The sequence below is a fragment of the Flagellimonas taeanensis genome (genome assembly GCF_003584105.1).
GTDB classification, from domain to species: Bacteria; Bacteroidota; Bacteroidia; order Flavobacteriales; family Flavobacteriaceae; genus Flagellimonas; species Flagellimonas taeanensis.
Genome location: NZ_QXFO01000008.1, coordinates 1 through 12,861, shown reverse-complemented (window position 1 = coordinate 12,861; position 12,861 = coordinate 1). Strand labels below are relative to the sequence as shown.

The following is a 12,861-nucleotide window of genomic DNA, read 5'->3' as shown; positions in this document are numbered from 1 at the left end:
TACTAAAAAAATGACTGACCATGTTCAAACACTTTTTGGGTCTCCAATGGAAATCCTTTTACCGATCGGCAAGTTTTAAGACCGAGATCTGGTTCAAGATATTGATGGCCCTCGGAGCACTATATTTTATCGCGGTTTTTTTGGGATTGGGTTTTGGGGCCTATTTTATGATTGACGAAGCTGGTTGGGGCGATCCGCTTCGGGTGGTGAACCGTTTTATGGTGTACTACCTCACATTTGACCTCGTCTTTAGATACATGCTCCAAAAAATGCCGGTCACCAACATCAAGCCCTTGCTTTACCTGCCCTTCAAAAAAAGCCAGGTGGTGAACTTCTCATTGGGAAAAACAGTGGTATCGTTCTTTAATTGGTCCCATGCGTTCTTTTTTGTGCCGTTCAGTGTGGTGCTGCTCACCAAGGACTATCCGTTTGCCCAGGTCGTGGGGTGGCATTTGGCAATGATGGCGATCATCTACTGCAACAATTTTATCAATGTGATGGTGAACAACAAGGATGCGGTATTCTACATCTTTGCCGGAGTGATCATATTGGCAGGGGTTTCCCAATATTACGAATGGTTCGACATTACGCTGTATGCACAGCCCATTTTTGATTATTTCTACGATATGCCGTGGACGGCCATCGTTCCCTGGGCCTTGTTGTTGGTGCTCTATTTTTCGGCCTTTGGCTATTTCAAAAAACACATGTATTTGGATGGGGGCCTTGCCAAAAAACATACCGAGGTCCGTACCGAAAACCTGGATTGGTTGAACCGGTTTGGGAACCTTGGCACCTTTTTGAAGAACGACATCAAACTCATCAAAAGGAACAAACGGTCCAGGACGGCCGTACTTACCGGGTTCTTCTTTATTTTTTATGGACTGCTCTTTTTTACTGGGGCCATTGAGGCTTATGACGGTCCTTTTTGGAAAATCTTTGCCGGGATTTTTGTCACGGGCGGGTTTCTGTTCAGCTTTGGCCAATATGTACCTAGCTGGGACAGTAGCTATTACCCTTTGATGATGAGCCAGAACATCAAGTACAGGGAATACCTTTCGTCCAAATGGTACCTGATCATCATTGCCACGGTCATTTCCACCATTTTGGCCACATTTTATGTGTATTTTGGATGGGAGGCCTATGCGGCGGTTCTGGTGGGCGCCATTTATAATATCGGCATCAACAGTTACTTGGTGCTTTGGGGCGGGGCCTATGTGAAGACACCCATTGAGCTCACCTCCAACAAAAAGGCGTTTGGGGACAAGCAGGCCTTCAATGCCAAGACCCTTTTGCTGACCTTGCCCAAGCTTCTGCTCCCCATGGTCATCTATGCCATTGGCCATTTCCTGATCAGTCCCTTGGCGGGCTATCTCTTTGTGGCCGCCTTCGGACTGATGGGCTTCGTGTTCAAGGAGCGGGCGTTCAAAATGATAGAGGGCATCTATAAAAAGGAGAAATACAAGACATTGTTGGCATACAAACAGAAATAACCAATCACTATAAAGAAATCATATGATCACAGTACATAATTTGACAAAGGCATACAACTCGAACACCGTTTTGAACGTTGACCACCTGGAAATCCCAAAAGGGCAGAGCTTTGGTCTGGTAGGGAACAATGGGGCAGGAAAGACCACGCTGTTCAGTCTGTTACTGGATTTGATCCAGCCCAGTTCGGGACATATCATCAACAACGAGGTGCAGGTGGACCAAAGCGAGGCCTGGAAACCGTTCACTTCCGCCTTTATCGACGAATCCTTCTTGATCGGCTACCTGACCCCTGAGGAATATTTTTACTTCATCGGGGAACTACGTGGACGGAACAAGGCCGATGTGGATGCCCTACTGGCCAATTTTGAGGATTTTTTCCATGGGGAGATCCTGGGCCAAAAGAAATATCTGAGGGACCTTTCCAAAGGAAACCAGAAAAAAGTGGGCATTGTGGCCAGTTTTATCGGCAACCCTGAAGTGGTGATCTTGGACGAACCTTTTGCCAACCTGGACCCCACCACCCAGATTCGGTTAAAAGGTATTATCAAGGACCTTGCGGCCAAAGAAGGGGTAACGGTGCTCGTGTCCAGTCATGATCTTATCCATGTCACCGAGGTGTGCGAGCGCATCGTGGTACTCAACAAGGGCGAGATCGTCAAGGACATCCATACCTCTGCCGAGACCTTGAAGGAACTGGAAGCCTTCTTTGCGGGGTCACCATACCAACCACAATAATAAGAGATTAGTTTGCTATATTGGGACGATACAATTTTATAGTAGGATGCCCAGTGATTTGGATTTGCTGATCGATTTTTATCAATGGGAAAAGCAACGTCTGTTGCTTTCCATTGAAGAAAACAAAATGGACCAGGATTATTTGGCCGTAGATCATCATTATAATGAGTTGGGCCACATCCAAAGAGAATTGGACTGTCTTTTGGAATTGAAAGACTCCAATTATCCCAAAATCAAAAGACTGGAAAACGAAATAGCCTTTTTTTCAAAAAAGGAAGAACCCTATGTTGGGTTCTCGGAAGTTTATGCCCCAAGCCTCGAAAAAGCCAAAAGTGAGTTGAAAAAACTAAAGGGAGAGAAACCGAAAACCCCTTCCGAAGAAACACAAATCGTGGATGAAGCCTTATTTTCTCTGCTGGAAGACAAAATCAAAGGGTTCACAATTTACTTGGGCGTAGAGATGGATTTCCTTATCGATTTTATCAAGAAAGGGAGTAATCAAATCATGCTCAGTATCAAGGTGTCGGATGAAAACGATGCAAGACATTTGAAACAATCTGGGCTTTTGAACAATCTGGGGTTGATCTATGATGACACAACCCGTAGTTTGGTCCATTTGTTCCATGTGGTCCCAAACAAAAACATACTTCCCATAAAGGAGACTATTGCTAGAATAGTTGTCGGTACCAAGAGATTCTTACGAACGAAGGGTACGATCTACCTAAAAGTGACACCCTAAGGGCGGATGGCAGCATTTTGTCGATGAGCCTTATAATAATCCCAACTTTTTTGAGTTTAGGTTACACAAGACCATCGGTAATTTTGAATCTTCGTCATACACTTATCATTGCCTTAGTTGCGGGAGGACTTATTTTTAGTGCCTGTTCCACCCAAAAGGACAAGTTTGTCAACCGAAATTGGCATGCGCTGAACACCAAGTACAACACCCTGTACAATGGCAATATTGCTTTTGAAAAAGGCAGAGAGGAACTTAACACTGGTTATCGGGACGATTATTGGGAGATCCTTCCCGTAGAACGTCTACAAGTGACCGATGAAGTCAAGCTGGACTCCGAGGACAACAACCCCAACTTCATCATTGCGGAGGAAAAGGCCACCAAGGCCATCCAAAAGCACAGCATGGACATCAAGGATGAGGAGCGCAACCCTCAAACGGACGAAGCTTTCCTTCTTTTGGGCAAATCCCGTTACTTTGACCAACGATATATTCCGGCCTTGGAGGCGTTCAACTATATTTTGAGAAAATACGCGGAGAGCGACAAGCTCAACGAGGCCACCATTTGGCGTGAAAAGACCAACATGCGCCTGGACAATCCCGAAGTGGCCATCAAGAATTTGAAGCGCCTGTTCAAGTTTGAGGAACTAAAAGACCAGGAATATGCCGATGCCAATGCCGTGCTGGCCCAATGCTACATCAACCTGAATGCTCCCGACACGGCCATCCAAAAACTGAAAATATCACAGGCCTATACCAAAAAGAACCCGGAAAAGGGGCGATACCTTTTCATCATTGGGCAACTTTATGACCGATTGGGATACCAGGACAGTGCCAACTATGCCTACGACAAAGTCATTGCCCTGAACAGGAAATCGCCAAGGGTCTATATGATCAATGCCCACCTCAAGAAGATACAGAACACAGAGCTTACCGATGCCAACCGGGAAGAGCTGTTGGAATACCTCACCGATTTGGAAGAAAACAGGGAAAACCGCCCATTTTTGGACAAGATCTACCGGGAAGTGGCCCAATATCATTTGGCGAACGGCACCGATAGCTTGGCCTTGGCCTATTACAACAAATCGCTGCGGGCCACACAGGGTGAGCGCAAGCTGAACGCCCTGAACTATCAAAGTTTGGCGGACTATTATTTTGACCAGGATGAGTACAAGGTTTCCGGGGCCTATTATGACAGTACCTTGACCAACCTGACCGAAAACACCAGACAGCACCGTAACATCAAAAAGAAACTGGACAACCTCGAGGATGTCATCAAGTACGAGGACATCGTTCAGCATGCCGATAGTGTCATAACCCTTTACCAAATGCCCGAAGCCAAACGCAAGACCTATTTTGAGGAACACATTGCCGAACTGAAACGGAAAGAGGAAGAGGCTACCGAGAAAGAACTGAAACGCACAGAGGCCGGTTTTGCCACTTTTGCCAAGAGCAAAGGAGGGAAGCAAAACCAAGGCAAGTTCTATTTTTACAACATCACCAGTCTTGGCTATGGAAAAAACGACTTCAAGACCCGGTGGGGAGAGCGGACCTTGGAAGATGACTGGCGATGGAGCAACAAGTCCAAGACTTTGGTTTCCGAGGCCACGGGACAAGAGGTCGTGGAGAATGCAAACCCCAAAAACTTGGCAGAGGACCAAAAGTTCTCTGTGGAGTACTACCTGTCCCAAATCCCGACGGACATTGCCGTCATCGACAGCTTGAAGACCGAGCGTAACTTCGCCAATTACCAATTGGGACTGATTTATAAAGAAAAGTTCAGGGACAATTTGCTCGCTGCGGCCAAGCTGGAGCGTGTGTTGGCCTCAAACCCCGAGGAGCGGTTGGTGCTCCCATCCAAATACAATCTGTACAAAATCTATGAGGAATCAGGGAGTCCGTTGGCCCAGAACATGAAGCAGGACATCATCATCAACCATCCCGACACCCGATATGCCGAGATTTTATTGAACCCACAAGCCGTTCTGGAAGGTAATACCGACAGCCCAGATGCCCGCTATGCCGCTTTGTACAAACTGTACGAGGACCAAGAGTTTCTTCAAGTGATTACCCAGTCTGAGGGCTATATTGGCCAATTTACAGGAGATCCCATCGTGCCCAAGTTCGAAATGTTGAAGGCCAATGCCATTGGGCGCCTCCAAGGCTTTGAGCCTTTCAAGGAAGCTTTGAACTATGTGGCGCTCACCTATCCCAACAACCCCGAAGGGAAAAAAGCGGAACAAATGGTGGAAGAGCAATTGCCCAAGTTGGAGACCAAGGAGTTTTCGCCCGAAACCGGGTCAACGGGATCGGGAAACTGGAAAGTAGTGTTCCCCTTCAAAATCAAGGACAACGAAAAGGCCCTGGCCCTGAAGAACCGTTTGGAGGAAGCTGTAAAGGAACTCAACTACAAAAATGTGGTTTCCAAGGACATCTATACATTGGAGGACGAATTTGTGGTGGTGCATGGTTTCAGGTCGAAGGACTTTGCCCTGGGCTTTGCGGAACTCATAAAAAACAACAAGGACTACCGCATTAAAGATGAGAATTTCGTAGTTTTATCGGACAACTATAAAATTATACAGGTCCATAAGAACCTGGCATCATACAAAGCACAATTTTAAACCCCAAAACCTAGAACACAATGTTTTCTGACAACAAAAAACCAAGGCCTATGACTGAATTTGGCGGACAGCCCAACCGAATTGAAAAGAACACGAAGATCAAAGGCGATATTACCTCCGAGGCCGATTTCCGAATCGATGGCAAACTCGAAGGCAATGTAAAGACCTCGGGAAAAGTGGTCATCGGCAAAGATGGCTACATCAATGGAAAAGTGGAATGTGTAAATGCAGATATCGAAGGCAAGTTCAATGGCGAACTTTTGGTAAAGGACCTGCTTTCCCTGAAAGCATCAGCTGTTATAGAGGGCACAGTAAGCGTGGCCAAACTGTCCGTGGAACCAGGAGCGACCTTCAATGCATCCTGTGTAATGGGCAAGGGCGTACCGGCGACCACGGTATCGCCCAAACTGGAGACCGCAAAGAGCAATGAGCCCGCAAAAGCCTCCTAACAAAAAAAGAGAAACCTTACATACTGCCGCCCGTTTGTCTGGGCTTGCCATACAAATGGGCGCTACCATCTATCTCGGAAACCTTCTAGGTTCATGGCTCGAAAAAAAATATAACTTTTCCGCAGCGGAGGAACTTGTTACCTTTGCTGCCATAATAATGGCCATGTACTTAATGATAAGACAAGCCATTCAATCCAATAAATGAAAGGAAAAGTAGTAGTGTGGCCCGCCATGATCACTGTGGCAGTCTTTATATTGGTCTACGTGCTTCATGCTGCTGTCACAGGAAATGGGTTCCATTTAAAAAAGGACACTCTGTTTTCTGTTTATGGATTCCATCTAGTGTTTAGCCTTGCAGTGATCATAGTTTTTCAATGGCTGTCAACGGCACAGAAGGCAAAAGATCAGTTGGGTTTTATCTATTTGGCAGTGATGGCGGCCAAACTAGGATTGTTCATTGTCCTGTTTTCCAGCTATTTTTTTGGCGAGAGTGCCACAAGCACAGTTCCTCACGGTAATTTTTTGGTGCCTGTATTTATAGGCTTGGCATGTGAGGTGACTTTTTTGGCCCGAACTTTAAAGAAGATGGAATGAAAAATTGAAAAAAAGTCGTTTTTTATCAATTTAGTACTACCTTTGCGCCGAATTTGACGAACGGATAATTTCTAGATGGCAATGCGGGTACTTAAAACCTCTTTTGTTTTAGCGACTACATTATTTATTTTGTTGTTTTCCAATGGGATAAACGCAAAATCCCAAGAAGACAAAAAAGAAGGTGCCGTGAACACCAAGGAAGAAGTGGAGGAGTACATACTTCACCACATTAAGGATTCACATGACTTCCACCTTTTTTCCTATACAAGCTCAGAAGGCGAAAGAAAGCACGTTGGTTTCCCACTTCCAGTGATTGTATGGTCCAGTCAAGGACTTGTTTCTTTCATGTCGTCCAAATTCCACCACGATGATTCTGGACACCATATCGTAGAAGCTGGCGGAACACGGTTTGCGAAACTCCATGGCAAGATATATGAACTCCAGCCAGGAGCGGAAAGCATAGCCTTTGATGAAGAACACCATGCCACCAATGCCACCAAAGTATTGGACTTTTCAATCACCAAAAGTGTTTTGGGGATCGTGTTGGTAGGGCTTTTGATGCTTTTGTTGTTCGGCTCGTTGGCAAAACAGTACAAGAGCAAGAAGGTGCCGACCGGTTTTGGTCGTGTACTGGAACCTTTGGTGATATATGTCCGCGATGAGATAGCAAGACCTAATATTGGAGATAAAAAATACCGTCAGTTTACAGGGTACTTGTTGACAGTGTTCTTTTTTATATGGATACTCAATCTTTTGGGGTTGACCCCACTGGGATTCAACGTCACGGGACAGCTTGCAGTAACTGCTGCACTGGCCATTTTTACACTGATTATCTACACCGTAAAAGGAAACAAGGATTATTGGCAGCACATGCTGTGGATGCCAGGCGTTCCGGTCTTGATACGTCCCGTTCTTGCTGTTATTGAATTGGCCGGGGCATTTTTGATCAAACCTTTTTCCCTTTTGGTCCGATTGTTCGCGAACATATCCGCAGGACACATTGTGGTAATGAGCTTGATAGCCATTTTGATAACCATGAAAGCCGAAATGGGAGTTGTGGGATCGTCCCTTCTTTCCTTTGTGCTTTCGTTGTTCATCACATTGATAGAAGTATTGGTTGCCTTCCTTCAGGCATATATTTTCACTATGCTCTCCGCTTTGTTCATAGGCATGGCAGTGGCAGAGCACGACCACGAGCATGCACATGACGAACATGGCCATGACAAGGTGGATGCTGAAGATGTGAGGGGCAACTATATTTAACCTGAGTTTATTTTTAACTATATAAATTTAATTTTATGACAGTTCCAAATTTAGTAGGTGCAGGATTGATCGTGATCGGTGCCGGTATCGGATTAGGTAAGATCGGTGGTAGTGCAATGGAAGGTATTGCACGTCAGCCAGAAGCTACTGGAAAGATCCAGACCGCGATGATCATTATCGCAGCACTATTGGAAGGTTTGGCGTTTGGTGCACTTTTCCTAGGAAAATAATCAAACTGCAAAACATTGTCCGCCGATATATGACGGTTGGTCATATATTGGCGGTATTTAAAAATTTATAGTTATGGAACAATTACTAAATGATTTTTCACCGGGGCTGTTTTTCATGCAGACCCTTATCCTTCTTGTGCTCATTTTCATCTTGGTAAAATTTGCATGGAAGCCTATCTTGAATTCCCTCAACGAAAGAGAACAAGGCATACAAGATGCCCTTGACGCCGCCGAAGCCGCCAAAAAGGAAATGCAGAACGTGACCGCCGACAGCGAAAAACTCTTGAAAGAAGCCAGAGCCGAAAGGGATGCGCTTTTGAAGGAGGCCAGGGAGATCAAGGAAAGCATTATTTCCGAAGCCAAGGAGCAGGCCAATGCCGAAGGTGACAAGATCATCAAGCAGGCACAGGCAGCCATTGAAAGTGAAAAAAAGGCGGCAGTTGCCGAAATCAAGGCGCAAGTGGCCAATCTTTCCTTGGAAATCGCCGAAAAAGTGATCAAAGAAGAACTATCCAACAAGGACAAGCAACTCAAGTTGGTTGAAGATATGTTGGGCGATATCAAACTGAACTAGTACTATGGACCAGAACAGGGCAGCCATACGTTACGCCAAGGCAACCTTGGATTTTGCAGTCGAGAAAAAAGCGGCAGATGACGTGGAAAAAGATTTGCGGGAGATTGCAGCCGTGATATCCGAGAGCGAGGAGCTACAGCAAGTTTTGGAAAGCCCCGTTGTAAAATCGGAGGTCAAAAAAAGTGCCTTGTTTGAAATCTTCAAGGATTCCAATGAGATTACCAGAGGATTGATTCAAACGTTGCTGGACAACAAAAGGATCGTGATGTTGCAGGAAGTGGCGTTCAAGTACATCATCCTTAATGAAAAAAGGAAAGGTGAGGAAGTGGCATACGTAACGACGGCTGTTCCATTGACGGCCGAATTGGAGAAAAAGATCCTTGCCGAGGTCACCAAGGCAACAGGCAACAAAGTCACCATCGAAAACAAGATCGACGAGAGCATCATAGGTGGTTTCGTACTTCGGGTGGGCGATACCCAATTTGACGCCAGCATCGCCAACAAATTGAACGGTTTAAAAAGAGAATTTACAAATAGTCTATAAAAATGGCAGGAGTAAAAGCCGCTGAGGTTTCAGCAATTTTGAAAAAACAGTTATCAGGTTTCGAAGCTACGGCTTCCTTGAACGAAGTGGGTACCGTACTACAGGTTGGTGACGGTATTGCCCGTGTATATGGACTTTCCAATGCCCAATACGGGGAGTTGGTGGAGTTCGATGGGGGCATGCAGGGAATCGTTTTGAACCTGGAAGAGGACAATGTCGGTGTGGTATTGTTGGGCCCAACCAAAGAGATTGTGGAGGGAACCACTGTAAAGAGGACCGAACGTATCGCATCTATCAATGTTGGTGAAGGTATCGTTGGTCGTGTCATAGACACCTTGGGCAATCCAATCGACGGTAAAGGACCTATCTCCGGAGAAACCTACGAAATGCCCTTGGAACGCAAGGCTCCTGGAGTTATTTTTAGACAACCTGTAAACGAACCTTTGCAGACCGGTATCAAGGCAATCGACGCCATGATTCCTGTGGGAAGGGGACAAAGGGAGTTGGTGATCGGTGACAAACAGACCGGAAAGACCACGGTTTGTATCGATACCATTCTGAACCAGAAAGAATTTTACGATGCAGGTAAACCCGTTTACTGTATCTATGTGGCCGTAGGCCAAAAAGCATCTACAGTGGCCGCCATTGCCAAGACCTTGGAAGATAAAGGAGCCTTGGCCTATACCACCATCGTTGCCGCCAACGCTTCGGATCCTGCGCCAATGCAGGTATATGCTCCTTTCGCCGGTGCAGCTATCGGGGAATATTTTAGGGATACGGGCCGTCCTGCTTTGATCATCTATGATGACCTTTCAAAGCAAGCGGTTGCCTACCGTGAGGTATCCTTGTTGTTGAGAAGGCCACCAGGACGTGAAGCATACCCTGGGGACGTTTTCTACTTGCACTCCAGATTGTTGGAGCGTGCTGCAAAAGTGATTGCGGATGATGAGATCGCGAAAAACATGAACGATCTTCCCGAGTCCTTGAAGTCCATCGTAAAAGGTGGAGGTTCATTGACCGCTCTTCCCATCATCGAGACACAAGCGGGTGACGTTTCTGCCTATATCCCAACCAACGTGATTTCCATCACCGATGGTCAGATATTCTTGGAGCAGGATTTGTTCAACCAAGGGGTCCGTCCAGCGATCAACGTGGGTATCTCCGTATCCCGTGTAGGTGGTTCGGCACAGATCAAGTCCATGAAAAAAGTAGCAGGTACCTTGAAATTGGACCAAGCCCAGTTCCGCGAATTGGAAGCTTTCGCCAAGTTCGGTTCCGATTTGGATGCCGCTACCTTGAACGTGATCGAAAAAGGACGTAGGAACGTGGAAATCTTGAAACAAGGTCAGAACGATCCATTTACCGTAGAAGACCAGGTGGCCATCATCTTTGCAGGTTCCAAGAACTTGTTGCGCAATGTGCCTGTGGACAAGGTAAAAGAATTTGAAAAGGAATATTTGGAGTTCTTGAACGCCAAACACAGAAATGTATTGGATGACCTTAAAGCCGGTAAATTGACCGATGAGGTAACAGATACTTTGACGGCTGTTTGCAAAGATCTTTCTGAAAAATACAAATCATAAATTGTCATTCCTTTTCCCTGAGCATGGTTGAAGGGAAGAACGGACAATCCTTATTAATAGTAACAAACATGAAGTCCTCTCCTAAGGAGAGGATTTAGGAGAGGTTAATATGGCGAATCTAAAGGAAATACGGAACAGGATATCATCCATCGGCTCAACGATGCAGATTACCAGTGCCATGAAAATGGTGTCCGCTGCAAAGCTGAAGAAGGCCCAGGATGCCATCACGGCCATGCGCCCTTATTCGGACAAGCTTACCGAGCTTTTGCAAAGCTTGAGTGCCAGCTTGGAAGGTGATGGTGGTAGCGAATTTGCAGATAACAGACCCGTTAACAAGGTCCTGGTGGTGGCCATTACCTCCAACCGTGGACTTTGTGGCGCGTTCAATTCCAACATCATCAAGCAGAGCAACAACTTGCTTTCCGGCAAATACACAGGCAAGCAGGTCGATTTTGTGGCCATCGGCAAGAAAGGGAACGATATTCTCCGCAAGAAGAACACCATAGTGGCCAACCACAGCAGCATCTATGATGATTTGACATTTGACAATGTAGCAGAGATTGCTGAATTCTTGATGGATCAGTTCATCAAGGGCAACTATGACAAGATCGAGTTGGTCTATAACAAGTTCAAGAACGCAGCGACCCAGCTGGTGATGACCGAACAGTTCCTTCCCATTGTAAGTATGGAAGGCGATGCATCCAAAGCGGCAGATTACATTTTTGAGCCATCCAAAGTGGAAATCGTAAAAGAGTTGATTCCCAAATCGCTCAAGACACAGTTGTACAAGGCCATCAGGGATTCCTTTGCCAGTGAGCACGGTGCCCGTATGACAGCCATGCACAAAGCGACCGATAACGCCAAAGACCTAAGGGACCAGTTGAAACTGACCTACAACAAGGCAAGGCAGGCTGCCATTACCAACGAAATCCTAGAGATTGTTGGCGGTGCAGAAGCGTTGAACAATTAAGATTCCCATATCAGAGATAATGAAAGGCCACCCCTCGGTGGCCTTTTTGTTTTTAGGGCTTTTTTTGGCCCATTTTCCACAGGCCAAAATGCAATTACGCAAAACCCCCAGTTTTTTTAAGGTTTTTGTCCAATGCAGATTAGGTCAAAGTTGTTATCTTGGGCCAACACACAATCCCCATACTTGTCCAGTGCAGCAGAACCGTATATGAGCACCATGTTCATTTACAACATGTTGCGTGGATGTTTAAAGATTCCCCCAGATCTTATCATTAATTTAAGACTTGACAAGTATGGAACAATTGAAAAACCTACTACCGGTAATGCTACTGGCCCTGCTCATGGCCTGTGAAAAACAGGAAGCCACCTATCCGGAACCAAACCAGGAAACGGACGACAGGAACGTCAGGCTAGAATCCCTGACCATTGACGAACTGCCCCAACTTGTTGGGGCCATAGAAAAGCGGGGCTCCAAAATGGGATGGGCCTCCAAAAGCGAAGGTGGGGACATTGTGCTGGACGGCAGCCGTGTACTGGCCGTGACGGACTCCGTGGGGAACAGGACCTACTCCCTGAGGATGTACGTGCCCGGAACGCCCCACAACGTGTTCTACAACGTGGTGGGCAAACAGACCCACGATGGGGTGCAGAACGAGCCCTTTGTGCTACGCTACGAAGTGGACGAGGACTACTGGCCCGAGTACGCGGCAGGGCCAAGACAGGAAAAGCCGTTCAGGGGAAAGATTGGTCTGTACAATCTGGAGACCTTTGGCCTGCAGAACATGCAGGAGGGCAGGACGGGCGGCACCCCCGAGCCCTGCTACGAGGCGATCGCTGACGGGAACGGGAACGGTGGCAGCGGGGGAAACAACAGTGGCGGGAGCTCCAACGGGGGCACGGACCACGACCCGGGGAGCGACTACCAATATTGGAACACCTATGCCCCGGACAATGGCGGGGGTTCGGGAGGGCGAGAGCCCTTCGTGGAAGTGGGCGAGGGCAGGTTCGGCGACTTTGGGACGGACGGCACATGGAAAAGGGCGTTGACGGGCAAGAGTGCGGACTGCCC

Annotated in this window: 14 protein-coding genes; all 14 read left to right on the top strand. The window is 46.8% G+C overall.

Going from position 1 to position 12,861, the window contains the following annotated elements; all coding sequences use genetic code 11:
• Positions 1–20: 20 nt before the first annotated feature.
• Positions 21–1,490 carry a DUF5687 family protein gene (locus D2V93_RS02330; RefSeq protein WP_119618233.1) on the top strand — a complete coding sequence of 490 codons (1,470 nt, stop codon included), beginning with the start codon at positions 21–23 and terminating at the stop codon, positions 1,488–1,490.
• Positions 1,491–1,512: 22 nt separating this feature from the next.
• Complete coding sequence (locus tag D2V93_RS02325; protein WP_119618232.1) at positions 1,513–2,226, top strand: ABC transporter ATP-binding protein; 714 nt, start codon at positions 1,513–1,515, stop codon at positions 2,224–2,226.
• Positions 2,227–2,272: 46 nt separating this feature from the next.
• Positions 2,273–2,965, top strand: coding sequence for a hypothetical protein (locus tag D2V93_RS02320; protein WP_119618231.1), 693 nt, complete (start codon positions 2,273–2,275; stop codon positions 2,963–2,965).
• 83 nt (positions 2,966–3,048) lie between these two features.
• Positions 3,049–5,586, top strand: coding sequence for a type IX secretion system periplasmic lipoprotein PorW/SprE (gene porW, locus D2V93_RS02315; RefSeq protein ID WP_119618230.1), 2,538 nt, complete (start codon positions 3,049–3,051; stop codon positions 5,584–5,586).
• 20 nt (positions 5,587–5,606) lie between these two features.
• On the top strand, positions 5,607–6,035 hold the full coding sequence (locus D2V93_RS02310) for a bactofilin family protein (protein WP_072876609.1): 429 nt from the start codon (positions 5,607–5,609) through the stop codon (positions 6,033–6,035).
• Positions 6,013–6,240, top strand: a complete 228-nt coding sequence (locus tag D2V93_RS18960; protein WP_072876611.1) for an AtpZ/AtpI family protein — start codon at positions 6,013–6,015, stop codon at positions 6,238–6,240. Before D2V93_RS02310 ends, D2V93_RS18960 begins: the two co-directional genes overlap by 23 nt.
• The gene (locus tag D2V93_RS02300; protein WP_119618229.1) at positions 6,237–6,629 is read left to right on the top strand and encodes a DUF6168 family protein; all 393 of its coding nucleotides are present in this window, start codon (positions 6,237–6,239) and stop codon (positions 6,627–6,629) included. The genes D2V93_RS18960 and D2V93_RS02300 overlap by 4 nt, the downstream gene beginning before the upstream one ends.
• Before the next feature lie 81 nt (positions 6,630–6,710).
• Positions 6,711–7,892, top strand: coding sequence for a F0F1 ATP synthase subunit A (gene atpB, locus D2V93_RS02295; RefSeq protein ID WP_119618374.1), 1,182 nt, complete (start codon positions 6,711–6,713; stop codon positions 7,890–7,892).
• A 35-nt stretch (positions 7,893–7,927) separates the two neighbouring features.
• Positions 7,928–8,122: an ATP synthase F0 subunit C gene (gene atpE, locus D2V93_RS02290; protein WP_014032715.1), complete on the top strand. Its 195-nt coding sequence runs from the start codon at positions 7,928–7,930 to the stop codon at positions 8,120–8,122.
• A gap of 73 nt (positions 8,123–8,195) precedes the next feature.
• Positions 8,196–8,696, top strand: a complete 501-nt coding sequence (locus tag D2V93_RS02285; protein ID WP_072876615.1) for a F0F1 ATP synthase subunit B — start codon at positions 8,196–8,198, stop codon at positions 8,694–8,696.
• A 4-nt stretch (positions 8,697–8,700) separates the two neighbouring features.
• Positions 8,701–9,240: an ATP synthase F1 subunit delta gene (gene atpH, locus D2V93_RS02280; RefSeq protein WP_119618228.1), complete on the top strand. Its 540-nt coding sequence runs from the start codon at positions 8,701–8,703 to the stop codon at positions 9,238–9,240.
• Between the two features lie 2 nt (positions 9,241–9,242).
• The gene (gene atpA, locus D2V93_RS02275) at positions 9,243–10,823 is read left to right on the top strand and encodes a F0F1 ATP synthase subunit alpha (protein ID WP_072876619.1); all 1,581 of its coding nucleotides are present in this window, start codon (positions 9,243–9,245) and stop codon (positions 10,821–10,823) included.
• Between the two features lie 109 nt (positions 10,824–10,932).
• Complete coding sequence (gene atpG / locus D2V93_RS02270; protein WP_119618227.1) at positions 10,933–11,793, top strand: ATP synthase F1 subunit gamma; 861 nt, start codon at positions 10,933–10,935, stop codon at positions 11,791–11,793.
• A gap of 292 nt (positions 11,794–12,085) precedes the next feature.
• Positions 12,086–12,861, top strand: a 776-nt coding sequence (locus tag D2V93_RS02265) for a hypothetical protein (RefSeq protein ID WP_220473612.1), incomplete at its 3' end; no start/stop codon positions are given.